Origin of the sequence: Ruegeria sp. HKCCA5929, from assembly GCF_013034525.1 — a bacterium.
Taxonomy (GTDB): domain Bacteria; phylum Pseudomonadota; class Alphaproteobacteria; order Rhodobacterales; family Rhodobacteraceae; genus Ruegeria.
Genome location: NZ_WQGE01000012.1, coordinates 31,243 through 57,381, shown reverse-complemented (window position 1 = coordinate 57,381; position 26,139 = coordinate 31,243). Strand labels below are relative to the sequence as shown.

Genomic DNA, 26,139 nt, shown 5'->3' with positions numbered 1-26,139 from the left:
TTTTCGTGGGTTTTGCGGAGGGACAACAATGAGCTGGATCGTACCCCCTATTGGTGCACGACTGACCGCCGCCCTTTTTGCAGCGGTACTCCTGCTGAGCGCCTGCGACTCGGCCGAGGAGCGTGCTGAAGCCCATTTCCAGGCAGGGCTGGCCCATCTTGAAGCTGGCGACGTCGAGCGCGCCCTTGTTGAATTCAGGAATGTCTTCAAGCTCAACGGTCAGCACAAGGACGCACGGCTGACCTTCGCCCGGCTGGAGCGTGAACGGGGCAATATCTCCCTCGCTTATGGTCAGTATCTACGGCTGGTGGAACAGTATCCCGATAATCTGGAAGGGCAGCGCAGCCTGGCTGAAATGGCTCTGGAAACCGGCAACTGGGATGACGTCCGACGCCATGGTGCGGCGGCGGCTGCACTGGCCCCCGAGGATGTTGCCATCCAGTCCATTAACAATACGCTGGCCTATACTGATGCGGTCAGAAACGGCGACTCTGCCGGTACCGACCTGACCGTGCTCAAAGCCCGCGAAATACTGAGTACCCATCCCGATCTGCTGACTGCACGGCAGACTGTAATTGATCATCTGATCCGCGATCAGGACTGGAGCGGGGTGCTGGAAGAAACGGCGGCTGCTCTTGCCCTTTCGCCCAAGCAGGCAAATCTCTACTCAACCCGTCTGCGCGCGCTGTACGAATTGGAGCAACCCGCCGAGATCGAAAACCTGCTTCAGAAGATGACGCAGGTTTTCCCTGATGATCAAGGTATCGAGCAGGCATTGGTGCAGCACTACATCGCCCAGGGCAATCTGGATGCTGCACAACAGATGCTGCGCTCCGAGATCGTTCCGCAAGCCGAAGATCACATGCCTGTGCAGCGCTATATCGCCTTTCTGGATCAACACCGCGGGACAGAAGCCGCCATTGAGGAAATGGATCAGGTCATCGCGCAAGGCGGGCCCAACACGCCCCGGTTCAAGACCATGCGAGCGATGCTGAAATTCCGCTCGGGTGACAGAGCAGCTGCCATTGCCGATATGCAAGATCTGCTGGTAGGTGCGGAAAGGACTGAGCAAACCCGCGAAAACGAAGTGGAGTTCGCCCGGATTCTGTTTCAGGCCGACCGACCTGAAGACGCACGGGCTCTGATCGAAACAGTAATCTCCGAGGATGCGACACAGGTCGACGCGCTCAAGTTCAAAGCCTCCTGGCTGATTGACGAGGACAATACCGGGGATGCAATCGTGCTTTTGCGCGAAGCGCTTGGTCAGGCACCACGCGATCCGCAACTCATGACCCTTCTGGCACAAGCGCATGAGCGTAATGGTGATCGGGAACTGATGGGTGAAATGCTGGCTTTGGCAGCAGAAGTGTCCCAAAACGCCCCCGCCGAAACACTTCGTTATGTCCAGTTCCTGATTGCGGAAGACGATCTGGTAATCGGGGAACGTGTTCTGATCGCGTCTCTCCGTCGGGCTCCGGAGCACCCCGAACTGCTGTTCCGGCTGGGTGAGATTTATCTGCGCCAGCAGGATTGGGGTCGCCTGGAGGTTGTCCAGCGCTCGATCAGCGAACTGGACACCCCAGAAGCACGCCGTCTGGCAAACGAGCTTCGGGCTCAGATGCTGGCGGCTCAGCAACAAACTGATGATCTGGTGACGTTCCTGAATGAGCTGGCAGACGATCCCGAATTCGGTTTGCCCGCAGATATTGCCCTGATCCGCCTGATGCTGGTCCAGGGGAAAACAGTCGACGCTTTCGCTCGCCTTGATCTGCTTCTCGAAGACAATCCGGACTCTTTGCCCATACGTCTGATCAAAGCGCGCGCGCTGATCAATGAAGGGGAATACGACAAGGCAGAAAAGCTTTATCGCACACTTCTCAGCGCCCGCCCGGACGTAGCCAGAGCCTGGATTGCGCTGCATTCGCTGGAGACCCGGCGGGGTAATCTGGAAACAGCACAGAATGTCATGGCAGAAGCCCTGACGACCCTGCCTGATAATCCTGATCTTCTGATGCTGCAGGCGGCTTTGTACGAACAGGCCGGCGATCTGGATCAGGCCATCGCAACCTATGAAACACTTTATCCCCTCAGCAATCAGTCTCTAATCGTTGCCAATAACCTGGCGAGCCTGCTGACAACACATCGCGCTGATCAGGAAAGCCTGCAGCGGGCCCATGCTCTTGCACGGCGCTTGCGTGGCACCCGTGTCCCGTTCTTTCAGGATACATATGGCTGGATAGCCTACCGATTGGGCAATTACGAAGAGGCGCTTGCGTATCTCGAGCCTGCAGCTGAAGCGCTGCCGGATCAGCCACTGGTCTTCTATCATCTCGGCCGGACTTACGCTGATCTTGATCGACCTCTGGACGCCCTGCGCGCCTTTAAAACGGCTCAGGCGCTGGATGCGTCCCTGAATGTTTCGCCACCGCTCGAGGTAGAGATTGAAAGATTGGGCACCGCAAACATCGCTGGGCAATAGCAACACCATGGGGGCGCTGCATTTCTGCCGCATCTCCTGGTCATTGCACACACCACAGATTGTTTTGTGCTCTACAAGAAGGCATAAACAGGAAAAAGTGAGAGATTTGAATATGCGTACAGTAATCGGGTCCTTGATCGCTCTTGTCATTACTATGCTTGCGACCACCTGGTCATGGGCTCAATCATATCAAATCCAGCCGGGCGATGCGCTTCAGGTCGAAGTTCTCGAAGATCCCACTCTGAACCGAACGATTCTGGTTCTGCCGGATGGATCTATCAACTTTCCGCTTGCCGGTTCGCTCCGGGCAGCCGGTCAATCGACCAATGGGTTGAGCTCATCTCTTTCATCGGCGCTGGCGTCAAATTTCAATGCGCCACCAACCGTCTTTATTTCGGTCGCCTCGCTGGCACCGCCCCCGCTTCTGGGTGCGCAAGCCGCAACCGGCCCAACCATTGATGTTTTCATCATGGGTGAAGTCAACATACCCGGAAAGTTTCTGGCGACCGAAGGTACAACCATTCTTCAGGTTTTGGCTCAGGCTGGTGGTCTGACCAATTTCGCGGCTCGCAAGCGCATCGAATTGCGCAGAGCTGACAGTAAAACAGGCGTGGTGAACAAATATATCTATAACTACAATGGATCGGGCGGTGGCATCCAAGGCAATACAGTGCTCAGAACCGGAGATGTTGTGGTCGTGCCATCACGCCGCTTGTTCGAATAGGGGCTGATACAGGTGGGGAAATCGAAATTCAGGCTGTCCACCGTTCTGGGGGGTGGAACTGCTTTAATAATTTCAGTGATGCCAGTTGTTGGGCAGCAAACCTCAACAACGCAAACGACAACACAGCAGACGCAGCAAACGACCGTGCAACAAGCGCCGGTCACATCAACGCTTGTACAGCAGACACCCAGCCAGCAGCTTATTTCGCAGCAGGCGCTGAGAAACCCAGCGCGGCAGGTCGGCCAGCCATTGACCGGTCAACCGACCGGCACCGGAACCGGCCTGACTGTGACATTGGACTACCTGACCTCGCTCAGGCATGACGATAACCTTCGTCTGACCGATCCGTCGCTTGGATCGACCACTTGGTGGGAAAACACACTTGCCCTTGGGATTCAGAAGCAGACAACGGATTCGACGCTGAGATTCGACCTGTCAGGGCTATACCGGATCGCCAATGAACCAATTATCGGAACGGAATCCAGCTTCTCGGATCCGCTCGCACGGCTGGACTATCAGCGTATACGCGCAAACAGCCGGCTTGGCTTGCTGGCTGAATACCGCGAGAGAGACCTTGCCTTCAATCGCTCGCTGACGGACACGAACCTGGATGGCGTCATCGACGCCTCGGACGTGATCGGCACCATAGGTGATCAGGTCAACACACGTGGGAATCTGGACTGGGAAACCGGCCTGAACGATCCTTTGGGATTCCGCTTCTCTTACAACCACCGTGAACGCAGCTATACGAACACAATCGATCCGAACCTGTTCGACAACCGGTCCGACGATTATTCGGCTGCGGTTCTGTTTCGGTTTTCTCCGGTTCTTCAGGGCAACTTGAATGTCGATTACCGGGATTTCGCGGCCGAAGACAGCGTCCGGACTGATCGGCAAACAACAGTCGTGTCGACGGGTGTTACGTATGACATTTCACCTATCACCACCCTCAGCGCGAATATCGGTTACAGCCAGGTGGACGACACACAGCGTGCGAACAACATAAATGATGTGACCGAAGATTTCGTCTGGAGTGTTGCCTGGAACAAGACGCTGCCGGATGGAACCGCAGATATTCTGTTTGACCAGACATTCGGTGTGAATGGTTCCAGAATCAACGCCACGGTCGGTCGAACTTTCCAACGCTCCAGCGGGTTGTTCGGCTTTAACATTGGCTTCACTCGGGGGCCTTTCGACGAAGTGACGCCGATTGGTCAGATCGACTACAGCTATCAATTGGCCAGCTCTCGGATCGGTGCGACGATTCAACGACGGGTCGGCACCAGTACGCAAAGTGTGGAAACCCGGCAGACCCTGGCCTTCCTGACATATGATTATTTCATCAACCCGGTATCCGGCCTGACTTTTAGCGTCAGTTTCATCGACCAGGAAGATGAAGGGACGGGCCCATCCAACCCAAGACAGCGCGGCACATTCAACGCCTCTTATACGCGCGCGATTACAAAGGATTGGGCACTCAACGTAGGCTATCAGTACGAGATGGACGACCAGAACGGCTTTAAGGCGACCTCGGACTCGGTCTTCCTGACACTTGGGCGGAGGTTCACCCTCAAACCCTGATTTGCTTTGGCTGGGCTCTTTTCGTCAACAAATTCTCCAAAAGCTGCATATTGTATCGATTTTGGATCAAAATCGCGGGAGCTTGGACACCCATGATTTCGAGGCGTGCTTTATTATGCATGATGGGCAGTGATGCATCGTTTCGATTCTAAAAACAGCCGCGACAATATCATTGAAGCGGCCCGAGGCGGCCTGCCGGTCATAAACACCGCAGGGCTGTTCTGGTTTGCCCTGTTGTTGCTTGGGTCGGCGCCTGTCTTCTGGATCGGGATCGTGTCGCTAGGGGCTGCGTGGAGCACACCGGAATACAGCCATGGTCCGCTGATCCCGATCATTTCGCTGTATCTGTTCCTGCGTGAACTTAGGGACATGCCGCCGCCCAATCCGGTTGTGCACGATCGATGGCCGGGTGTTGCCGTGATCACCGTGGCCCTGATCGTCGCCATTCTGGGAAATCTGGCCCGCATCCCCGATATCGTCACCTATGCCATGATCATCTGGACCGGTGGCGTCATGCTGACCGTGTTTGGCTGGCAGCGGGGCAAATACCATCAGCTGCCCGTACTGCACCTGGTGTTCATGCTGCCCCTGCCGCAGTTCGTCTACTGGAAGCTCACGATCTTCCTGCAATGGATTTCATCCGAGCTGGGCGTGTGGTTCGTACAACTGGCCGGTGTCTCAGTCTTTATCGAAGGCAATGTCATCGATCTGGGCGTCTATAAATTGCAGGTGGCCGAGGCCTGTTCGGGGCTGCGTTACCTGTTCCCGATCCTCAGCTTCTCGTACCTCTTTGCCCTGCTTTACCGTGGCCCGATCTGGCACAAGGTGGTTCTGCTGGTTTCAGCAGCTCCGCTGACCGTGCTGATGAACTCGATCCGCATCGGTGTGATCGGAGTACTGGTCAACCACCACGGCATCGAACATGCCGAAGGCTTCATGCATTTTTTCGAAGGTTGGATCATCTTCCTGCTCTGCGTGGCCATTTTGTTCCTGATGGCAATCGGGTTGCAGCGTCTGGCTCCAAACCCGCAGCCTTTTGCTGAGACAATTGATCTGGACACTCAGGGGCTGGGCACCGTCGCATTGCGTATCTTTGGTATCCGCGCATCAGTCGCACTGGCCATCGCAGCACTTTTGACATTGGCTGTTTCTACCGCGTGGACCCTGCGGCCCGCCTCGGAGGTAAAGCCAATCGAGCGGGATCCGTTTGTGCTTTATCCACGCCAGTTGGGCGACTGGTCGGGTTCACCCACCAGCCTTGATCCAAATGTCGAACGGACGCTGGGTGCCAGCGACTATCTTCATGCCACCTATATCGACAGCGGATCGGGCGATTTCGTGAACATGTTCGTGGCCTTCTACAACAAGCAGACCGAGGGTGACGGCATTCATTCGCCCGAGGTCTGCCTGCCGGTTGGCGGTTGGGAAATCTTCAGTCTGGAACCTTATGAGATCAACCCGGGCAACACCCCCTATGGCAGCTTCACCGTCAACCGTGCGGTGATCCAGAAAGAGTTGTCAAAACAACTGGTCTATTATTGGTTCGAACAGCGCGGAAAGCGTATTGTCAATGATTTCCGCGCAAAGATAAGTGTGGTTCATGACGGCTTTACCATGGGCCGCACCGATGGCGCGCTGGTGCGCTTTGTAACCCCGATCCTGCCCGGTGAAACCGAAGCGGATGCGGATGCAAGGTTGCAGAGATTTATGGAACCCAGCCTGAACCGTTTGCCGCAATTCGTGCCGTTCTAAACATTTAGTCTGACGCGCAATGGGATCCGAAAACCGGTTCCCGCTTTTCGGATTGCACACTTAGCCCTTCCAGATCCGCTTATACGCTGCAATGAGCGCGGGCACCTGATGGGGCCAGGCCATTTCCGCCTCGACCCGGGCACGCCCATAGCGGCCCATGGCAGCGCGGCGCTCGTCATCTGCCAGTAATTCGGTGATCTTGTCGGCCATATCCACCGGATCATTGGCCTTGGCATAGAGCGAGGCCTCCTGCGCCGAGAACCGTCCTTCGGTCACGTCGAACTGAACGATGGGTTTCTCGAACGCCATGTATTCGAGGATCTTGTTCATGGTGGATTTGTCATTCATCTCGTTCACCCGGTCCGGGTTCACGCAGACATCGGCGGTCGACAGGATTTCGAACAGATCCTGATCCGGCGCACGGCCGGTGAAGGTGACATAGTCCGATAGACCCATCTCAGCCGATTGTGCCTGTAGCTTGTCCAGGCTGGGGCCGCCGCCCACAAGGCAGAACTGAATGTCGTCGCGCCCCTGAACCTGCACCAGATGCGCCACGGATTCCAGCAGCAGATCGATGCCTTCCTGATCGCCCATGACACCGACATAGCCGACCATATATTTGCGCCCATTGCGCCAGTCCAGGTTTGGCGGCAGGTGCTGCAACCGGCTCAGGTCCGGACCCGAGCGGACGATGAACACATCCTCGGGCGCCATGCCGCCGCGTTCGATGGCGATCTTGCGATAGCTTTCATTGGTGGCAATCGACACCCGGGCCGAGGCGAAGGTCAGCCGCTCGAACGTCTTCATCAGCTTCCAGAAAAAGCCGCGCTTGTCGAACTTGGCCTCGTAAAGCTCGGGGTTGATGTCGTGGTGGTCGAACAGATAGCGCACGCCAAACAGCTTGAAGGGCAGCGCCACCAGAAAGATCAGATCGGGCGGGTTGCAGCCATGGATGACGTGAAAACCGCGGGTAAACTTGATCTTCAGTGCCAGCCAGCTTTCCCAGAACAGCGCCGCGCCATATTCCAGCAGATACCCCAGCGCACCGCTGGCATCCAAAGGCAGCGGATGGCGATAGACCTTGATGCCTTCATCTTCCCAGACGCGTTCCTCGTGCCCCTTGCCGGTGGGACAGATGACCGAGACCAACGCGCCTGCGGCAGCCAGCGTGCGCGCCTCCATCCAGACGCGGCGGTCGAAGGGCACGGGCAGGTTTTCCACCACAATCAGAACCTTCAGCCCTTTCAGGGGCTGGCTCTGGCGCAATTCCTCGAACGAGATCGGTTGCACGGCGGATACAGGGCTAGTCATATTCATAGGTTCTTAGCACCTCTGTATCGCCAAGGTTCAGGTCATTCACGATCCGGTTTGATCCAACCACCAGATCCCAGGGCCCGGCCTCGGCCGTGGCATGATCCACCAGCAGGCTGCCGACATTGGGCAAATGGGTAAAGGCATAGCCCAAGTTCTGTCCGCGCAGATCGGCAGGCTTGATGGCCGGGTCATAGACCGACAGCTGATAACCTGCCTGCAGCAGGCGCCGGGCGATATCGACATTGGGGCTTTCACGCAGATCGTCGGTTCCCGCCTTGAAGGCCAGCCCCGCCATCAGCACCCGGCCCCCGTCAGGCAGGCGGGCCATGATATCCTGCGCCTGATAGGTCTTGTGCGCCTGATTGGTCTGCAACAGACTGTCGATTAGATGGGTATGCGCGCCCACCTCGCCCGCGATATGCTGCAGCGCGCGAACATCCTTGGGCAGGCAGGATCCGCCAAACGCGCCACCCGGACGGGTGTAATAGGGTGAGATGTTCAGCTTGGTGTCCGACACGAAAATCTCGTGCATGGTTTTGGCGGATACGCCCATGCTGTGGCAGATGCGGCCGACCTCATTGGCAAAGGCCACCTTGGTGGCGTGCCAGGTGTTGTCGACGAATTTGGTGATCTCGGCCTCTTCAAAGGCGGTATAGAACACCGGCGCATCCAGCCCTTCGTGCATTTCGTCCATCACTGCGGATCGGTTGCCGTCTGCTGTACCCACAACGATCTTGGGCGGGTTGAAGAAATCATCCACCGCCGAAGCCTCGCGCAGGAATTCGGGGTTATAGACAATCTCGACCGCCTGTGCCGTTCGGTCGCCCAGATAGCTTTGAAAGATCGGCTCGATCAGCTGCCGCACGGTGCCAGGCCGGAAGGTCGACCGATACGCCACGGTCAGAGGCCGTGCCCGGCCCGGCGATACGGTTTCAGCAATCTGGCGCGTCACCTCGGCCACAAAACTCATGTTATGCGAGCCATCTGTGGAACTGGGCGTGCCGACACAGACAATGGCCAGATCCACATCATTGAGGTCTGGCATTTCAACCGAGGCACGGATCAGATTTCTGGCCAACGCTTCGGTCAGCAACTCGGCTACCTTCGGTTCCTTGATTGGGGGCTGTCCGGCGTTGATCTCAGAGACCTTGTCGGCATTCACATCAACACCGACCACCGTATGTCCTTGCCGGGTCAGACAGCAGGCCGCCGTAAACCCCACATATCCCAACCCGAAAATCGCAATCTTCATTCCGTCACACCAATTTTAGAGCTAAATACCCACAGGAAAATCAAACATCTACACCATATAGCTGGCACTCTTGCACGAACCGAGACCAATCTGAGACACTAAAGCGGAAATACACCTTGATATGTGAGGTCATTTTCTTACACGGATCGGATATATTTGTAGCAACATCACGCAACCTCTTAACTCTGAACAAAAAAACATGCGATCCCGACATAAAGAACACTGTCTTGATTTGACTATCAGCCGCTCTGGAGAATTGCCAGATTTGAGATTCGACGCTTTCAAGCAGAGCGGCTGAGAACGATGTAAGTGAAACATTACGAGTGAGTTATAATTATTGTTCCAAAACCGGAAACGTCATGCAAGCGCAGCAATCCCAGAATTCTGAACCAGCCCCCAGTATGCTCTCGCGGCGTTCTGCCTTGGCGGTCGGTGCTGCGACGCTGCTTGCATCGGGCATATTCAGACAGGGCTTGGGGTTTGTCACACTTGCCGTAACAGCACGCCTTCTGACGCCCGAAGATTTTGGCGTCATCGCCTATTTTCTGATCGCTGCCGCATTGTTGGAAATGTTCCAGCGTCAGATCGGGCTGATTCTCATCCGGCTTGAAGATGTCACATCTGAGCATCTGGATACGGTCTTTTCATTCCAGATTCTTTTTGGGCTTATAAGTGCTGCCCTGTTCTGGATTATGCAGCCGCTTGTCGCGCTTTTGGGCATTCCCGCCCTTACAGAGCTGATGCCCGTTCTTTCTGCGCTGGCTCTGGTTCTGGCCATTCGAAGCCCCCGGTTTTTGCTATTCGAACGCGGCCTGCGGTTCAGTTACATCGCTGGCGAAGAAACAACCAGCCGTGTCGTGTACACGATTTCGGCCATCACCTTGTCATGGTTGTGGCAGGATTATTGGGCCGTCGTTGTCGCAAGTTTTGCTGGTCAGGTCACCCGAGGCGTATGGACCTATTACTTCGCCCCTATGGCACCCCGGTTTTCGTTGTCGCGGTGGCGGGAAAGCCTGTCCTTTTCATCCTGGTCGATGGGGGCGCAGCTTGCGCAGTTTTTCTCGACCAACGCGCCGCAGCTTATTATAGGCGCGACGCTAGGTCTTGCGGATGCAGGTCTGTTTCGGGTGGGAACCCGGCTGGTCAATGTTGTGACACATCAGCTGTTCACACCAATGCTGCGTGTGATGTATCCCGGTCTTGCCGATCTGTCCCGGAAAACCGATCAGGGCCGGGAAGGGTTCCGCAAGATCAATGCCGGGTTCCTGGCCATCCTGCTGCCGGTCAGTATCGGCTTTGCGCTGGTCTCACAGGACGCAATCATCGTCGGGTTGGGCTATCAATGGGTCGCAGCTGCACAGGTCGTCTGGATTCTGGCCCCGCTATACGCGCTTGACGGATTGCAGGCCAATGTTCGTTCAGCCGTCTATATCGAAGGTTCGACCCCACTCCTGTTTATCAGAAACACCGCCTTGCTGGTCATTGTCGTCGGCCTGATGTGGGTCGGGGTGCAATATGGATTGACCGGCGCTCTGATTGCGACAGGATTGGCCAACGTGGCCGCGTTGTTCGCAACGCTGATAATCGCCAAACGGTTCGGCAACGGCGGCTTCTTTGAGCCCCTGACCGTCGGATGGCGCAGCTTCGTGGCCTGCGCCATCATGACGGTCGCGGTTCTGGCCACAGATTTTGCGATACGCACGGCCATATACGAGCCGCGTCTGCTGGTGATTATCACCGTCAAGGTACTTGTTGGCGTCTTTGTTTACACGGCCAGCCATATTGCGCTTTGGGCCATGTCCGGGCGGCCAGACGGGTTTGAAACCCTGGTCTTTTCGCTGGTGGCGCGCCTGCGTAACCGCTCTGACCCACAAGAGACATAAATGATCGAGTTGGGTGGTGTGTGCGTGTTCAAAGTTTTTATCGTTCAGTCTCAAGGCAAAATCCGATGCGCGATCCTGACCCATTGAATCATCTGCCCGGAGGTTGTGCTGGCCAGGCTGTCCCTGAAATCGCCGGAAGCGATGCAGAACCATCCATCGCATACCCGTTCGATTTGAGTGTTGTTATCGTGAACTACAACACGCTCGATGTGACGTCCCAGGCGATCCAATCGGTTCTCAAGTATCGCGGCAATCTGGTGCCCGAGATCATTGTTGTCGACAATGATTCAAGCGACGGAAGCGTTGCGGCATTGCGGGCGGCATTTCCACAGATAACCGTACTGGCCGCCGGCAAAAACGGTGGTTACGCGTGGGGCAACAATATTGGCATCCGGCACGCGCGCGGCCGTTACATTCTGGTCCTCAACCCCGATGCCCAAGTCTATGACGGCACGCTCGAACGGGCCGTTGAGTATATGGATTCTCATCCCGAGGTTGGTGTTCTGGCCGGGCATGTCTCGCTGGAAAACGGATCACAGCAACCCACCCTGTTTCGCCAGATATCGCTGAGCAGCATGTTCTGGAACATCCTGGTTCCGAACCGCCTCATCCGGAAAACCCGCCTTTTCGGCGATCAGCGATACGCCTCTTTGTCACGCGATACCATACAGGACGTTGATATCGTGGCCGGGTGTTTCATGATGCTGCCCCGGCATGTGATCGACAAAGTCGGCATGATGGATGATCGGTTTTTCATGTACAGTGAGGAATCGGAATGGTGCTGGCGGGTCCGGCAGGCGGGTCTGAAAGTGCGCTACAACCCCGATATCAGACTTATGCATTATGGCGCGGTTTCCACCGGGCAGACATCTCCCTGGAAATCTGTTGAAATCGCCAGGGGACACATCCTGTTTCTGCGTTTCACCCGCGGGCCTCTCATCGCCTGGCTCGGCACTGCATTGATGGTTGTGGGTGATGTGCTGCGCGCCGTCTGGTTCCTGCCCCTGAGCGCTGTAAAACCCGCCCATGCAGGGGCCAAAGCCTGGCGGGCGCGGTTTTCGTTCTTGCTGGGTGCTCTGATAAAGCCGCCGCACGGACAGATCCCACCGCAACCCAACCCGGACATGGCAGCATGAAAACCATGGCAAAAACGATCATGCGCGGAACCGTGCATACCGTTCTGGCCCCGATGGAAGCGCAAATGCTTGCCCGGCAACCGGATGCACGCTGGCCCCATGTATTTATTCTGGGGGCTCCACGCTCGGGAACGTCGCTGTTTTATGAGCTCATGGTTACTCAATTCCAGTTCGCCTATTTCTCAAACCTTGCGCACCGGTTCTACAAGACCCCTCTGGCCGCAACCCGGCTGGGTCAGAAATTGATCGCCTCACATACACCAGCATATCAAAGCGATTACGGGCATATCGCAGGATGGGCGGCCCCCAATGAAGGGGGATGGATCTGGCACCGCTGGATGGAAGATGGTCCATGGACGGATGAACGCACCCTGTCCTCTTTGCCGGTCGCAGAAATCAGGGCAACACTGGCAGGTATATCGGCACTGGCAGAAGCTCCGTTCATCAACAAAAATGTCATGCATTCCAATCGTGTCCGGTTGATGGATGCGCTTTTCCCAAAGTGCCTGTTTCTCGAGGTGCGCCGTGATGCCAGCGATACCGCCCGATCCATAATAAGGGCGCAACGGCGCAACAAAGGACACAAGCGCGATCAGCAAGGGTGGTGGTCTGTTCGACCATCGAATGCCGGCGGCGATACAGACATTGAGCGCGCCTGCCGACAGGTCACCGGCGTCGCACAGGATATCGAACGCGATTGCGCCCATATAGGTGATGACCGACATTTCCGGGTCGATTACGAAACCCTGTGCGCCAGACCGGCGCAGATGCTGAACGACGCCTCCGAATTTCTCAGGAGTCACGGCCTTCCGGTTGCATCGCGCCCGGATAACACCGTTCCCGACTGTTTCAATCTCCGCGCTTCTCAGCCGCTTGCCGATACCGAAGAAGCCCTTCTGGAACAAATGTTGTGCCCCCAATCGAAGATGGCTGAAATCTGATGGATATCGAAACCCTTTCACTGCGCCAGGTCGCACCTGAAGATTGGTCTGCACTTGGCCGCTCGTTCGACGATCTGACTTACGAGCAGACACTGACCTATGCGCAGGCCGCAGCCAGACGGATCGGTGCCAATGCTGAATTTATCAGCCTGCATGATGCGCAGGGCTTTCCCGTGGCTGCGGCCTGTCTCCGGATCAAACGGGTGCCGGTTCTCAAGCGCGGGATCGTCTGGGTCGCGGCAGGTCCGATGATGATACCAGCAGACGCCCCCCCGCCCAGGCCAGAACGGCAACGCGCCATTTTTGCTGCACTATGCGCCTATGCGCAGGACACCGGCCATGTCCTCCGGTTGCGTCTGCCAGCTGTGACAGCACATGACACGGCAGCTCTGGATCAGGTTGCGCAAGCGGCAGGCTTTTCCCCGACAGATCGCGCAGCGCCCTATCGCACCGTCATTGTCGATTGTGATCAAGATGAAGAAGCCCTGATGGGCGGCCTGCATGGGAAATGGCGGAACCATCTGCGCAAATCGCTGAAAGCTGGCCTGACCCTCGACATCGTGCCGATTGCGGACGCGGCGGACAGGTTTCAGCGCTTGTATCGCGAGGTACAGGCAACCAAAGGGTTTCAGGCTGCAGATATTCCTCCGGAATTCTACTATAAGCTGCAAGGGGAAGATTTTGATCACGAGGTTCTGTTCGCACAGTTGGATGGGGCAGATGTTGCGGGCATGACAATCGGACGGGCCGAGCGCAGCGCCGTCTATCTTTTCGGAGCCACCTCGCAAGCGGGACGGCGACCCAATGCAGGTCACTTCATGATGTGGCAGGCCATTCTGCATTGCCGCGAGGTCGGCGTTAAATGGTTTGATCTGGATGGCATCGACCCCGAGCTCAACCCCACCGTCACAGAGTTCAAACAACGCACCGGCGGCACTGATCTGGTTGCGGCCGGGCCATATGAATATCGACCGCCCGGGATCACATCAGCCCTGATCGGTGCCGCCGAGACCGCCCATACACATCTGAAGAAAGCGCGCACGTGACAGGTTTGACGGGCATAAACTTTCATGGTGTCGGAACACCTGATCGGACGCTCGAGCCCGGCGAAGCGCCGTATTGGCTCTCGATCTCTCAGTTTCATGATGTGCTTGATCAGATCGCTGGTGCTTCCGACTCAACCTGCTTTACGCTGACGTTTGATGACAGCAATCTGTCAGACCACGATATAGCCTTGCCCGCCTTGGTGGCCCGGGGCCTGCGGGCACAGTTTTTCATTTTGACCGGGCGGATCGGACAGCGCGGTTCACTGGATACCTCACATATAAAAGCGCTTTCTGAGGCGGGGATGACAATCGGCAGCCATGGTATCAACCACGTCGCCTGGCCCAGGCTGAGCGATGCTGAGCTCGAACAGGAACTGCGCCTATCTCGCACCCGACTGGAAGATATCTGCGGCCATCCTGTGACCGAAGCTGGCATTCCTTTTGGTCGATATGATGCCCGTGTTCTAAGGGCGTTACATGCGGCCGGATATACTGCAGCCTGGTCAAGCGATGGCGGGAAATACCGTCCTCAGGCATTTCTGCGCCCCCGTACATCCCTTAGGGGCGATATGACAAATCCAGGAATACGCGCCGTCCTTGACGGGCAGATGGCCCGCTCTCAGCAACTGCGTCGCATGGTCGGAATGCTACGGCGACGATGGCTGGTCACGGGATAAACCATAGTTTTTCAGGGCTGTGCGTCCGACACGGGATCCGCAAATCTTGTATACTGCACCCTTTTCCTTTTTGTCGTGGCAGGGCTGACTTCGTCGCCGGGATCCTGCGTGCATTCCGAGTCAGAAAGCCAGACACCGGCGCCCAGAAGAAACATAAACATACAGTAAGACGCATCCCATAAGTGGACGGTAAACGCCGACACACTGATGCTGATAAATGCAATCAGATAGCCTCGCCGGGCCATGGAATGTGCCCCTGTCAAAGGTGCAGTTGCGGCTTTCCAGCAGATATATACGGACGCCAGGGTAATCAGAAACCAGGTCACAATCCCATAGCGCATCGCCAGAAGAAGCCAGAAGTTGTCGACACTCGGCTTCATCCAGCCCGGGCGTGTCCAGTCCCAAAGGCCAATGCCGAAGATTGGATTGCCCAGCACATCATCAATCGCATTTCTGAAGATGTGAATTCGGTTCCAGGCAGAGCCCGCTGAAAAGGTCAGTTCGCTGGCGATGATTTGAAAGGCATTCCTGTTCGAAGCAAGTTCAAGCGCAATGTAGAGCGCACCAAAAATGATAAGGAATATTTTCCAGCGGCTTTTGATTTGCTTCAAGATCTCGTCCCACGCGATCAGCAATCCCTGCAAAAGCACGCTTAAAAACGCTCCCGAAGAAAGCGAGCTGAAAACGGCGACCCCCACAACAAACGGGCGGCGCGCCCTTTTGAAAGGAGAGGCGTCTGTGCCCAGAACATACCATGACAGAGCAAAAGCAGGGGCGCAGAACACTCCGAACAGGATCGGGTGTGGCATGGTCACCTGGGCGCGCTCCAGCCCGAGCCGGGGCTCTTGCGCCACGTCTCGGTAAACATTGAAGACCCCACTGAAAATATCGATCAAAAGCGGGTTCCCGGTCTTGTTTTCAAGCAAGGCAAAAGGCAGCAGAACCAGAACCGCTCCGAAATACCACCGGACAAACCATTGGAATGACCTGAGGTCCCTGATCAAAGTACGCGCCACAAAATAAGGGATCAGGGTTTCGATGAGAAGGATGCCAGCAAATTCCCACTGATCGGCCACCCCATGGTTCACGAAAAGCGCACCCGTCATCCAGAAACCACCCACCAACACCAGAAAATCCGGAAGACGCACACGCCCCGAGGCGCCGTTAATCCAACGGATCATGATCGGAAGCGCCATAACCAGCAGATAGACGCGGTACATGCTCAGCCGGAGGCCGCCCAGAAAGAAAAAGAACGGCATCACCAATGACAAAACCAGCAAGACAATTAAAAGCTGGTCCGCAGATGCTGCACTAGCTGCTTTTGCTGTCCGATTGTGAGAACGCGCAACAAGCGTCATTACATGAGTATTCCCTATATTTTAGACCATTCACCAACAAGATATCTTAGTCTGCACACCGCTCAAACGACCGGTCGAAACATAGCGCACCTCTGCAGTGATCTGCAAAAACAGTTCGTGATGCCCGTATCTGTGACTTCAAGAGCCTGCTGAGCCTCTTCATCAAAATCATACGCTTACGCCCAGTCGAGCACCAAATGCCGACCTGTCCCGCGACACCGTATTCAACAATCCTATGTTTCTCCTCGGATTGTCTTCATATCAATACTATACCTCATCAAAGAGGCGGAAAATCCAATCATGGGTTCAAGCAACGCTGGCACAAAACTCGAGCGATAACTAGAAAATCAATGCGGATTGTTTTGGAGCATATATGCGCATCATAAAACCCCGGACATGGCTGTTCGTGACAATTGTAGCACTTCGGATCCTGCCAACATTCATACGCCGGGCCCGGAAGAAGCTGCAGGGCAAACCCCACCATTTTGAACGTTCAGCCCCGCGCCAAATTCCGCGAAAAATCTGGATATATTGGGATAGCGGAGAAGAAAACGCACCTGAACTGGTCCGTGATTGCATCGCGTCCTGGCGCACACAGAACCCCGGCTGGGACATCCGCGTTCTGAATTCCGAGACTGCCGCACAGGCTGTCGAGATGCCGCACGATCCCGTTAAACTGCCTGTTCAATCTTATGCCGACCTTCTGCGTCTGAGGCTACTCAGGCAACATGGTGGCGTATGGGTGGATGCAACAACATATTGTCTTGCTCCGCTTGACACATGGTTGCCGGTCGTGGCGCAGCGGGGTTTTTTTGCCTTCACCTGGACCAAAAACGACGCCTGGCTTATCTGGCCGGGCGTCCGCCGAACGCTGACGAATTGGTTTCTTGCCTCAGAGCCAGCAGGTCGATTTATCACAGCCTGGGAAGAAACCAGCTTTGACTATTGGGAAGGCCGGGTGAAGCCCCACAATTACTTCTGGCCCCATATCATGCTCGACTACCTGTTTCTGACCAGCCGGTCCTTTCGGCATGCGCTTGGTGAAATTCCACAGATCGGCTGTTTCGGGCCACATCTGGTACATGATGCGGTGACACATGGGAAACATATCGAAGAGATCTCTGCACTACTGCAATCCGGATCGGTTCCCGTTCAAAAATTGCGCTGGAACTGGAATGCAGAACAGGTTGCAACAGCCCGCGCGCTGTTGAAGATCAAAAGCGCGCAAACCTGATCACGCCGCAATGTGTCACGATGGAACAACCGCATCTGAGCGGACCTCCCGGTACAGCTCTATGTCCGCTTTATAGTAGCTGGCAATAAAGTCACGTACCTGCGCCTCTTCGAACACAGAGGCATCAGTGCTGCCCCCCGGTTTCATTAGAACTTTTCGCGCCGAACGTCGCAGTGTTTCATGGACAGAGCCCGGAAGCACCCGACGAGCAAGAGCGCTGCTGGATTGCGCAACCTGTTTCAGTTGCGGATAGCGGAACACAGTTGTTTTGTTGGCGTGTCCAACGGACAAGGTGTCTGCACCGATGTGGCGTGCCAATGCGCAGGCAAATGCATCAAGATGTTCAACCGGAAAGATGTTTTGCACCAGCCGCTCACCGTCAATTTGCACAAAGTCGGATTGGCGCGTGAAATGAATAAACTCTGGTCTTATCACAGCGGGATACGACAGCAGATATTCCTGTACGCGTCCGATCTCAGAGCGTAATTCCGCTTTGTTAAGCTGAGCGAACTCCTTGCCCAGATACATTTTGGCCCGCTGCGCCAAGGCTGAACGAAAGCGCTGAAACGGGTCGCGCAGCAATGCGTAACTGTCATAAACACGCAGCTTCTCGAACACCTCCGGATCAAGTTCGCGCAAAAGAGGCAGAGGAAGATGCCGGAAATCGATCGGCCCAAACTGAGGGTGCTGCTCAACCGTTCTCAGAAACCGCTCATCCGCATCGTGATACGGCAATACCGCCGCCCGGACCGATGTCCCAGCACATTTGGGGATATGGATGAAAACAAATCTATGCTGGTCCGACACAATCATAAAACAACACTCTTAATTCAACACACCCCGTATGCAGGAAGCGTGGTACTGTTGGCAAGGTAGCGGAAAAATGAAGGGGCGGATCGGAGAAACCTCCAATACCGCCCCTTCGGTTCTCATACAGCTAGTCAAGCCGCCTCAATCGCTCACCAACCCCAGAAATCTTCCTGGATCGTTCCGAAACCATCAACAAACAACCCATCGCCATCCGCTAGGGAATTACCGATCTGATCATTGATGAAAGGGCTATCCTGACGCTCAGAGCCCCAGCCATTTTCTCTTCCACGGATGAAATCAAAATGCGTTTCTGTATCATTCACATTCTGATCCCGGAAAGAGAAGCTTCCGTTGAGCCAGCTGTCATTATTGTTCGCCTGAGACCTCAAACCACTTTGATTTAGGGGCAGGTTGGAATTCCCCAGGCTCCAAAACGACTGCTGCTGGCCGCCAATTGCCATGTCTCGTACATAGTCAACAAAGACAGTTGCCGGCTCAGAATGCGCGGGGCCGTCGGGGCGGTTGCCTCCAATAGTGCCAAGACCGCCGCCAAGCTGAAGGGTCGGGACGGTAACATGCGCACCACTATGCAGCCAACCCGCGAGGTCCAATATGAAGGTATCTGTAGCTGTCTGGGAAGCAGGCCCGGTTGGTGCCGGGGCACTCGGCGCTGGCGCTGGCGGAGTTGGAGCGACCGGTACAGGCGCGGATGGCGCCGGGGCGCTTGCATCGGGTACGGATGGTGCCGGGGGGCTTGCATCGGGCGCAGACGGCGCCGGGGCGCTTGCATCGGGTACGGACGGTGCCGGAGGGCTTGCATCGGGCGCAGACGGCGCCGGTGCGGGTGAAGAGCCGGTATTTGGTTGCGTCACAGCAGAATTGGAGCTGCCAACCCACTGATTGTAGTCAAATGGGTAATTGTCGACCAGATTTGAACCGGCATTCAACACATCCAACGTACTGCCGGGAACGACGCCAAACTGATTGTATCCATCCGCGGCCGCCGTAGCATGATAAACGAACTGGGTGTCGTAATAACCCGCTGCGGATGGGTCCGTGTTTTGGATATAGACGTTATTTTTTACGCTCCAATCCGACTGACCATTATGTCCGATAATGGCGTTCGCCACATTCTGCTCGATCACAACATTCTTTGATCCATTTGCCCCGATCTTCGGAATTGCAACACCGCCAGTCTGGCTGGATGGTACAGCGATCAGAGTGTTATTCTTGATCGTCAAGCCATCGGCCATGTGCATACCAATGCCGTTTGCCTGGGCATTGTAGATAATGTTGTCTTCGATAAGGATATTGTAGTTCCAGTGCGTCGGGTCCGAATAGTTGGCCTTGTCCGAACCCGCCCAAATACTTTGGGTGAGATCCCCGGTTCCCATATCCAGAACGTTATTCCGGATTACGATATCGCTGCTGCCTGTTCCGTTGGAGCGCTGAATCTGGATCATGTCGCGGTGATCACCGGATCCTGCAGCCCCACCAAAATCGTGGATATAGTTATTCTCGATCAGAACATTTTGAACTTCACCCAGAGAAATACCGTCCGAGCGGATCGTATGGATGTTATTGCCCGAAAAGTTGATATCGCTCGACTTGGAAGCTGACAGTGCCTTCCACCAGGAATGGAATTCCGTGTTGGTCACATCGACATTGGTTGAGCCTGAGATCATCAGCCCCCTGCCATAGCCTGTGCCATCAGCAGTCGTACCCGTTCCGCTGGCAAAATCCCCATCAAAGACCGACTGATCTATGCTGATATTGCTGCTGTTGGAAATTTTGAACGGGCTGGTATGGGTCGCGTCGCCTGAGCTGAAATTGTAGTCGAACTTGACCGTATCAAAAGAGACATTCGACACCTGATCGAGTCTGAGCCCTGAAAAGCTGGCCATCGCACCCGGATCAGCAGATTTCAGTGTCACAGGTGATGAATAGCTCGTGTTCTTGAGCGACAGGCTGCCATAATCGCCTGGCGCAAGTAGTATCGTTTCCCCACCTGTCGCCTGAGACAGAGCCTGGTTCAGCTCAGCCGCAGAGGTTACCGTGATTGTCGTCGACATGTTCCACCTTCTGTTTCATAGGCGCTGTGAGTGGCAGCGCACGACTTCCCGCACACCCAGGACAGATGGAACAGCCGCCCGAGGGCAGCAGAGTGGCCAAAATATGGCTATGTTTGGAAATTGTTGCCTGTATCGGGGCAATGCTGCCCCCGTGCGCTCATTTCCGAATGAACTCGATACTCGATACTGGGAATTGTTCCACTTCCCTTGGCGGTCACCTTCTGTTTGGGTGATTGAGTCCTACACGGCAACAATGAACACATTATTGCCATTATTCAGGCGTGGCCTTGCGTATCTGCAGCATGCATCGGCAATGATTTGCTTGATGCCGTAGGGGCAACCTGCGTTTGGGATCGCATATATCCGACTATCCGACGACCGCCATGATGCTTTCACTCAGAGTATCGGCACCACAGGCACGCATCATGGACACGAATCGCTGATGCTCCTACGCTTTCAGCTCCGCAGAAATTCAAGATGGTCATTTCATGCGACGTATAATAAACGGTCCCGTTGGTTTCCTGGCCCTTGCTTGCCTGATCTTGTTTACCTTGGTTACTCCGTCGGCCTCCGCGACGGCCTGTGCAGGCATTGCGGTCGCCGCGGATATGCCGAAGGCCCAAAACGGACAGGCCATCCATAACGCATCAGAACTTTCCGCCGCACTCAAGGCGGCACAGGGCGGCGAAACCTTTATCCTGACCGGAGGGAATTACGGTCGCCTGAAAATCAGAACCGATTTCAAAAAGCCCGTGACGATCCGTTCAGGCAGCCCCGGCACACCCGCCTGCTTTACCGAGATGCGTCTGGACGGAGCTGGAAACATCGCGTTTGAGGGGCTGATCTTTGACTATATATATGCGCCCGGCGACAAACATTTCACCCACCGGTTCACCATTCAGAACAGCCGTAACATCACCATCTCCAACTCGGTCTTTGATGGCGGCCAAAATGGGCCCGCTGGCCATGGGCGCGGCATCAACATTCGGGACAGCGCAAATGTAACCATCGAAAACTCGGTCTTTCGACTGTGGTGGAAGGCTCTGACCGGGGACAGCGTCACCAACCTCACAATCCGTGGAAATACTTTCTACAACATCCGTTCAGACGGTATTGGGCTGGGGGTTATCGACGGCCTGCTGATCGAAGCCAATCACATGCACAACTTCCGCCGGCTGGCTGGCAGCAATGATCATGCCGACATGATACAGATCCAGCGCAGCTCAAACCGGCGCAGCACCAATATCGAAATACGCGACAATATCCTTGATATGGGTGCCGGAGATTACACCCAGACGATCTGGATGGGCGGCGACGGAAAAGATCTGAGTGATCCGATGTTGCGGCATCAAAACGTACTGATCGAAAACAACGTCATCTACAATGCACAGGCACATGGCATTTCCGTGCATGGGGTCGATAATCTTTCGATCCGCAAGAATTCAGTCATCCGCGTCCGCAGGCCCACCGAAACCGGGGGCGTTACGATCCCGCGCATCAGCGCCGCGTGGTCGACCTCTGTTGTGATCGAACAGAATGTGACGAGCGATATCCTGGGCTATGAAAATCAGCGGGACTGGGTTGTTCTGAACAATGTGATCGTTCAGGATGAAATCCCTTCTGCAAACGGCTTCTATGATCGCGAGTTCATCTATTACGCAACCGGGCCCACAAACGGCTATAATGAATATGGTGTACGACCGGGCAGCACAATCGACCGTCTGGACGCAGGTTCGACGCTTGTCAAAAACTATCCGACACACCAATAGCCAAGTAGGTAACTTAGGCGGCTCCTGACTTTTATTGGCGGGCCATCCTTGCCCCTGACAGGGTTGTTCTCAGTTTTGTTGTGATCGGCTTTTCGATAAACGAATACATCAAGCAGCCCGCAAAGACACTTGCCACCAGACACAACAGGGCGATGACATCACCATTCGCTGATCCCAGGACAATTGACGATGCCTTGTAGAATGCCGGGATCGACAGAATCTGAATAAGATAAATGCTATAGGACGCATCGCCGAGATAGATGGCAAACGCGTTGGATGTCTGCCCTACGGAAATCAGGCCGAACACAATCAGCGCCGAAGGGATGCCCCAAATAACAGCGCGGTTCACCTGCGTAACAGCCTCACTATCCACCAGGGACAGGCATAAAAGAGCAAAACCGATCGCGAAGATCGCAATCCCGGTTGTATTGCTGACCCTGTATCCCGTGTTGAAAAGATATGCGATGCCCATGCCAAAAAGAAACTCCAGCGAAATGAAGTCCCAAGCCATGAAGGAGGTCACCAGCAGGATGACCCCTACGGTCACGAGGGTGTATTTCCAGATACCAATCGCCAGCGACAGGCCAAAGATCAGGTAGAAGAACATTTCCCATTCCAGGGTCCACCCCACATAAACAATGGGGGACTCTCCGGTCATGAGCTTCGAAATGAACAGAAGGGACCATGATATCGATGCGGGTGTCACCTCCAACGACCTGAACAGCCCCGGGAGAGCAAAATACAAAACAACGACAAATGCCGTTATTAGCCAGTATATGGGGACAATGCGGATAATCCTGGATTTTAGAAAATCCCCTATCCCCCTGCGTCGCTGCATTTGAGTATGAAGCATTACAAAGCCTGAGATCACAAAGAAGATATCAACCCCATTTGCGCCCCAGCCGGATAAAAAGCTTAGAAAACCGGCATCTTGTTGATAATTCGTCGCCGTCTTAAGGACGTGAAGAAAAACAACATTGATGGCAGCAAAGGCTCTCAGGGCCTGAATATTGTTAATCATTACCACTCAAACTTTTTAAGTTTATCCCGCAGGAACGATAACGTTTTAGCCCTTTAAATGCTAGGCTCAGGACTTATCCGGCCCTTCCGGGAAAGCACCGGCCTGGGGGTGGGGATGCCTTGAAAGCCCGAGGGATTGACTGGCCGCAGTCATTTTTTCTGCCCCCAGTCTGCTGCAGGTGATATGACAGTACGAAATTAAGTGTGGTTCAAAGTTTTTCGTTTTTTCATGACATCATCTGAATTCGGCAAAGAGAGTGTTTTCTTCATCCGGCGCGAATATCGTACCTCCGCCGTTTTATGCGCCCTTGTTGTTGCGCTTGTACTGGCGCTGATATTGCGGCTTTGGGGAATTGAGCCCCGCAGCCTGTCCCATCCGGAAATTTATGTTCCCGGCATCGACCTTGCGGCCGGAATTTCTGAACCACCGCCCCGCCATGATCTGGCTGAAACCGTCAGGTGGCACTTCCATGACGAACCCCATCCCATGGGATGGTATGTCACCATGCTGGGCTGGACCAAAACATTCGGGACCTCTCATCTCGCCCTTCGGTTTCCGGGCGTATTGTTTGCTCTGGGCTCGATCCCGCTGATTTTTCTGATCGCACGGAACATATTCGGGTCCACCATAGGCTGTCTGGCGGCACTTTTGCTGGCACTTCATGGCTTTCACGTCTTCTGGAGCCAGATGGCCCGCATGTATATCGCTGGGGCCTTTCTGTCGCTTCTGGCAACCTGGCTTTTGCTTTGCCTCGTCAAAACGCGTGAACCGCGACCCGGTATCGAGGCGGCATATGTTGCCTCGGTCGTAGCTGGTGTTCTGACAGTCGAGCTGTTCTGGCCCCTGATCCTGATCCACCTGTTCTGGGTCGTGCTGATCGCACCCCAACCGGATAAGACACTACCGTTTTCACAGCGCATAAGCCTGCGGCGGGCTCCCCGGCTGTTTCAGATACAAGCCCTTGCATTTATCCTGTCTGCCCCGGCGCTGACACATGCGATCTACCGCGCCCGCAAAGGGGCTGCCCCCGACCCATCTTTTGATTTTCTGGCCGAGTATTTTTCCTTCGGGTTTCTGTTCGCAAAAGACATCTTCACCATTCCGCACCTGCAAATCGGATCAGCCGGAGCCCTTGCCCTGCTGATATTTGCCCTGTCCTTGCTGATCGCCAGCCTGAAAGCTCCTAAACGCGAGGCCTGGATCGTCAATGCCGATCGTCCCCTGCCCATGTGGATTCCAGGTCTTGCTGCACTCTGTTCGGCCGGGTTCATGTTCTGGCTTGCCACAATCGCTCATCGCCGGACCGAAGCTTTGATGATCCTGTCGGTCTTGCCACTCATGGCCCTGCTCATTCCGGTTCTGGGAGCCGTCTGGAGCACCCTCATGCCCCGGCTGCCATTTGGCAACCGCTACGTCCCACAGGAAAGAACCCTGCTCTTATGGTTCTTGGCGGTTGTCGCTCCGCTGATCCTGTTTGCCGCCTCCTACAAGGTATCGATCCTGGCACCCCGCGCCTTTTTGGTTTTTATCCCTTATCTGATCATCCTCAACGCGGCGGGTGCGATCTGGTTGTTCCGAAACAGCCATCTCAGAGCAGCCCTGATCAGCCTATGCGTTGCCGTGTTTACCGCCAGCATCCCTTATGCAGCCAAAAAACCCGGCTCTCCCAATGATTATCAGGCAATTGCGCAAGCCATGCTGCCGGAAATGCAAGACGGAGACCTTGTGTTTCTGAGGCAGCGTAATTGGGTGGACAGCCCCTTGTTTTATTACATCAGTGATGCGGATTTCATCGTTACAGATCATGAGACCGCTCTACAGACCCATCCTGAAGCCCGCGTCTGGCTGGTGACCTGGCCCTACGAAGAAGAGCCCGTCATAAATGATGCACGGCGCGCGGCGCTCAGTGGCTATAAACAGACACTGAAACTCAAAAAACTGCGCGCCAGCGCAGAACTCTTTGAGCCGGACCCTAAACCATGATCACCTGGACGGGACCACAGAAAATGAAGCTCGTATGACGTTGCTGGATATGGACACCGCGCGCGCCTCTTCCCCGGCACAGAGGCAGGATCAGACCACCCCGACACTCAGTATCGTGGTGCCGATGTTCAATGAAGAAGACGTCCTGCCGATCCTGTTCGAGCGCATGGGTTCTTTCCTTGAGACGCTTGGTGAAAGCTATGAGATCATCTGCGTCAATGACGGCAGTACAGACAACACCGCCGATCTGTTGGCGGATGCGCACGTGCGTGACAATCGCATAAAGGTTCTGAACTTTTCCCGCAATTTCGGGAAAGAGATCGCCTTAACCGCGGGGCTTGATGTGGCCTCGGGTCAGGCTGTCATTCCTATCGATGCGGATTTGCAGGACCCCCCGGAACTCATCGAAACCTTCATCGAAAAGTGGCGGGAAGGCTTCGATGTTGTTTATGCCGTTCGCCGCCATCGGCATACGGATACCGCGATGAAACGCTGGTCGGCGATCAAGTTCTATCAGGTCATCAACCGGCTTTCAGGTGTGCCCATTCCCGCCAATACCGGTGACTTTCGCCTTATGGACCGGCGTGTGGTCCGTGCCGTTGTCCGGCTGCGCGAACACAACCGGTTCATGAAAGGGCTTTTTGCCTGGGTCGGCTTCCGACATGTCGAAGTGCCTTATGACCGCCCCGAACGTGCGGCGGGGCAGACCAAATTCAATTATTGGCGCCTTTGGAACTTTGCGCTGGATGGCATCACAGGATTTAGCACCGTACCTCTGAGAATTGCCGGCTATATCGGTATGCTGACCGCATTGGGCGCTATTATCTATGGTGTATTGCTGACCCTGCGCACCCTGATCCACGGGGCTGATGTACCTGGCTACGCTTCGCTGATGGTTGCTGTGTTGCTGATCGGCGGCCTGCAACTTGTCGTGCTTGGCGTGATCGGAGAATATCTGGGACGCCTTTATGAAGAGGCCAGAAAACGCCCGCTTTACATCATCGAAAGCAGCCTTGGCCTTGATGACCGCCAGACGTAGCCGACATCGCAGCTGACCATCAAACGCGCCGGAATTGCAAGTTGATGAATTAAGAACAACAGACGCAA

The 26,139-nt window shown here is 55.2% G+C and carries 19 protein-coding genes; 13 read left to right on the top strand and 6 right to left on the bottom strand.

The window, feature by feature from the left end:
- The first annotated feature begins 28 nt into the window (after window positions 1-28).
- From GOV90_RS20205 to xrtD, 4 genes are all read left to right on the top strand, one after another.
- Entirely contained in the window at window positions 29-2,479 is a 2,451-nt protein-coding gene (locus GOV90_RS20205; RefSeq protein ID WP_171136168.1) for a tetratricopeptide repeat protein, read from the top strand.
- A gap of 112 nt (window positions 2,480-2,591) precedes the next feature.
- Window positions 2,592-3,203, top strand: a complete 612-nt coding sequence (locus GOV90_RS20200) for a polysaccharide biosynthesis/export family protein (protein ID WP_171136166.1) — start codon at window positions 2,592-2,594, stop codon at window positions 3,201-3,203.
- A gap of 144 nt (window positions 3,204-3,347) precedes the next feature.
- Entirely contained in the window at window positions 3,348-4,784 is a 1,437-nt protein-coding gene (locus GOV90_RS20195; protein ID WP_171136164.1) for a hypothetical protein, read from the top strand.
- Between the two features lie 132 nt (window positions 4,785-4,916).
- Entirely contained in the window at window positions 4,917-6,536 is a 1,620-nt protein-coding gene (gene xrtD / locus GOV90_RS20190) for a VPLPA-CTERM-specific exosortase XrtD (protein WP_171136162.1), read from the top strand.
- A 60-nt stretch (window positions 6,537-6,596) separates the two neighbouring features.
- Here xrtD and GOV90_RS20185 read toward each other — a convergent pair whose 3' ends face one another.
- Together GOV90_RS20185 and GOV90_RS20180 are read right to left on the bottom strand one after the other, a co-directional pair.
- Entirely contained in the window at window positions 6,597-7,847 is a 1,251-nt protein-coding gene (locus GOV90_RS20185; protein WP_171136160.1) for a glycosyltransferase family 4 protein, read from the bottom strand.
- Entirely contained in the window at window positions 7,840-9,102 is a 1,263-nt protein-coding gene (locus tag GOV90_RS20180) for a nucleotide sugar dehydrogenase (protein WP_171136158.1), read from the bottom strand. The genes GOV90_RS20185 and GOV90_RS20180 overlap by 8 nt, the downstream gene beginning before the upstream one ends.
- 359 nt (window positions 9,103-9,461) lie before the next feature.
- Between GOV90_RS20180 and GOV90_RS20175 the strand changes: the two genes are divergently transcribed.
- The 5 genes from GOV90_RS20175 to GOV90_RS20155 all read left to right on the top strand — a co-directional run bounded on the left by GOV90_RS20175 (window position 9,462) and on the right by GOV90_RS20155 (window position 14,785).
- On the top strand, window positions 9,462-10,985 hold the full coding sequence (locus tag GOV90_RS20175) for an oligosaccharide flippase family protein (RefSeq protein ID WP_171136156.1): 1,524 nt from the start codon (window positions 9,462-9,464) through the stop codon (window positions 10,983-10,985).
- A 65-nt stretch (window positions 10,986-11,050) separates the two neighbouring features.
- Window positions 11,051-12,121 carry a glycosyltransferase family 2 protein gene (locus GOV90_RS20170; protein ID WP_171136154.1) on the top strand — a complete coding sequence of 357 codons (1,071 nt, stop codon included), beginning with the start codon at window positions 11,051-11,053 and terminating at the stop codon, window positions 12,119-12,121.
- A complete protein-coding gene (locus tag GOV90_RS20165; RefSeq protein ID WP_171172890.1) occupies window positions 12,118-13,062 on the top strand; it encodes a sulfotransferase in 945 nt (314 codons plus the stop codon). The genes GOV90_RS20170 and GOV90_RS20165 overlap by 4 nt, the downstream gene beginning before the upstream one ends.
- On the top strand, window positions 13,062-14,108 hold the full coding sequence (locus tag GOV90_RS20160; RefSeq protein WP_171172889.1) for a GNAT family N-acetyltransferase: 1,047 nt from the start codon (window positions 13,062-13,064) through the stop codon (window positions 14,106-14,108). Before GOV90_RS20165 ends, GOV90_RS20160 begins: the two co-directional genes overlap by 1 nt.
- Entirely contained in the window at window positions 14,105-14,785 is a 681-nt protein-coding gene (locus GOV90_RS20155; protein WP_171136149.1) for a polysaccharide deacetylase family protein, read from the top strand. Before GOV90_RS20160 ends, GOV90_RS20155 begins: the two co-directional genes overlap by 4 nt.
- Window positions 14,786-14,796: 11 nt before the next feature.
- On the opposite strand, the gene GOV90_RS20150 is transcribed toward GOV90_RS20155, so the two are convergent.
- Window positions 14,797-16,143 (bottom strand): O-antigen ligase family protein, encoded by a 1,347-nt coding sequence (locus tag GOV90_RS20150; protein WP_171136147.1) that lies wholly within the window; start codon window positions 16,141-16,143, stop codon window positions 14,797-14,799.
- A gap of 373 nt (window positions 16,144-16,516) precedes the next feature.
- Here GOV90_RS20150 and GOV90_RS20145 point away from each other — a divergent pair, with 373 nt between their 5' ends.
- The gene (locus tag GOV90_RS20145) at window positions 16,517-17,377 is read left to right on the top strand and encodes a capsular polysaccharide synthesis protein (RefSeq protein WP_171172888.1); all 861 of its coding nucleotides are present in this window, start codon (window positions 16,517-16,519) and stop codon (window positions 17,375-17,377) included.
- Between the two features lie 15 nt (window positions 17,378-17,392).
- On the opposite strand, the gene GOV90_RS20140 is transcribed toward GOV90_RS20145, so the two are convergent.
- Both GOV90_RS20140 and GOV90_RS20135 read right to left on the bottom strand, forming a co-directional pair.
- Window positions 17,393-18,190, bottom strand: coding sequence for a sulfotransferase family 2 domain-containing protein (locus GOV90_RS20140; protein ID WP_171136143.1), 798 nt, complete (start codon window positions 18,188-18,190; stop codon window positions 17,393-17,395).
- A gap of 146 nt (window positions 18,191-18,336) precedes the next feature.
- Window positions 18,337-20,259 (bottom strand): right-handed parallel beta-helix repeat-containing protein, encoded by a 1,923-nt coding sequence (locus tag GOV90_RS20135; RefSeq protein WP_171136141.1) that lies wholly within the window; start codon window positions 20,257-20,259, stop codon window positions 18,337-18,339.
- 488 nt (window positions 20,260-20,747) lie between these two features.
- Between GOV90_RS20135 and GOV90_RS20130 the strand changes: the two genes are divergently transcribed.
- Window positions 20,748-22,028 carry a right-handed parallel beta-helix repeat-containing protein gene (locus tag GOV90_RS20130; protein WP_171136139.1) on the top strand — a complete coding sequence of 427 codons (1,281 nt, stop codon included), beginning with the start codon at window positions 20,748-20,750 and terminating at the stop codon, window positions 22,026-22,028.
- 31 nt (window positions 22,029-22,059) lie between these two features.
- Here the strand turns inward: GOV90_RS20130 and GOV90_RS20125 are convergent, their stop codons facing one another.
- Complete coding sequence (locus GOV90_RS20125) at window positions 22,060-23,049, bottom strand: acyltransferase (RefSeq protein WP_171136138.1); 990 nt, start codon at window positions 23,047-23,049, stop codon at window positions 22,060-22,062.
- 228 nt (window positions 23,050-23,277) lie between these two features.
- On the opposite strand from GOV90_RS20125, the gene GOV90_RS20120 reads away from it, so the two are divergent.
- Both GOV90_RS20120 and GOV90_RS20115 read left to right on the top strand, forming a co-directional pair.
- Window positions 23,278-25,032: a glycosyltransferase family 39 protein gene (locus tag GOV90_RS20120; RefSeq protein ID WP_171136136.1), complete on the top strand. Its 1,755-nt coding sequence runs from the start codon at window positions 23,278-23,280 to the stop codon at window positions 25,030-25,032.
- A gap of 34 nt (window positions 25,033-25,066) precedes the next feature.
- Window positions 25,067-26,071: a glycosyltransferase family 2 protein gene (locus tag GOV90_RS20115; protein WP_305848776.1), complete on the top strand. Its 1,005-nt coding sequence runs from the start codon at window positions 25,067-25,069 to the stop codon at window positions 26,069-26,071.
- Window positions 26,072-26,139: the final 68 nt, after the last annotated feature.

What these genes read in the sequence shown, in the direction of transcription:
- GOV90_RS20205 (WP_171136168.1), top strand. Translation starts at nt 29, where the DNA reads ATGAGCTGGATCGTACCCCCTATTGGTGCACGACTGACCGCCGCCCTT.
- GOV90_RS20200 (WP_171136166.1), top strand. Translation starts at nt 2,592, where the DNA reads ATGCGTACAGTAATCGGGTCCTTGATCGCTCTTGTCATTACTATGCTT.
- xrtD (WP_171136162.1), top strand. Translation starts at nt 4,917, where the DNA reads ATGCATCGTTTCGATTCTAAAAACAGCCGCGACAATATCATTGAAGCG.
- GOV90_RS20185 (WP_171136160.1), bottom strand. Translation starts at nt 7,847, where the DNA reads ATGACTAGCCCTGTATCCGCCGTGCAACCGATCTCGTTCGAGGAATTG.
- GOV90_RS20180 (WP_171136158.1), bottom strand. Translation starts at nt 9,102, where the DNA reads ATGAAGATTGCGATTTTCGGGTTGGGATATGTGGGGTTTACGGCGGCC.
- GOV90_RS20175 (WP_171136156.1), top strand. Translation starts at nt 9,462, where the DNA reads ATGCAAGCGCAGCAATCCCAGAATTCTGAACCAGCCCCCAGTATGCTC.
- GOV90_RS20170 (WP_171136154.1), top strand. Translation starts at nt 11,051, where the DNA reads ATGCGCGATCCTGACCCATTGAATCATCTGCCCGGAGGTTGTGCTGGC.
- GOV90_RS20165 (WP_171172890.1), top strand. Translation starts at nt 12,118, where the DNA reads ATGAAAACCATGGCAAAAACGATCATGCGCGGAACCGTGCATACCGTT.
- GOV90_RS20160 (WP_171172889.1), top strand. Translation starts at nt 13,062, where the DNA reads ATGGATATCGAAACCCTTTCACTGCGCCAGGTCGCACCTGAAGATTGG.
- GOV90_RS20150 (WP_171136147.1), bottom strand. Translation starts at nt 16,143, where the DNA reads ATGACGCTTGTTGCGCGTTCTCACAATCGGACAGCAAAAGCAGCTAGT.
- GOV90_RS20145 (WP_171172888.1), top strand. Translation starts at nt 16,517, where the DNA reads ATGCGCATCATAAAACCCCGGACATGGCTGTTCGTGACAATTGTAGCA.
- GOV90_RS20140 (WP_171136143.1), bottom strand. Translation starts at nt 18,190, where the DNA reads ATGATTGTGTCGGACCAGCATAGATTTGTTTTCATCCATATCCCCAAA.
- GOV90_RS20135 (WP_171136141.1), bottom strand. Translation starts at nt 20,259, where the DNA reads ATGTCGACGACAATCACGGTAACCTCTGCGGCTGAGCTGAACCAGGCT.
- GOV90_RS20130 (WP_171136139.1), top strand. Translation starts at nt 20,748, where the DNA reads ATGCGACGTATAATAAACGGTCCCGTTGGTTTCCTGGCCCTTGCTTGC.
- GOV90_RS20125 (WP_171136138.1), bottom strand. Translation starts at nt 23,049, where the DNA reads ATGATTAACAATATTCAGGCCCTGAGAGCCTTTGCTGCCATCAATGTT.
- GOV90_RS20120 (WP_171136136.1), top strand. Translation starts at nt 23,278, where the DNA reads ATGACATCATCTGAATTCGGCAAAGAGAGTGTTTTCTTCATCCGGCGC.
- GOV90_RS20115 (WP_305848776.1), top strand. Translation starts at nt 25,067, where the DNA reads ATGACGTTGCTGGATATGGACACCGCGCGCGCCTCTTCCCCGGCACAG.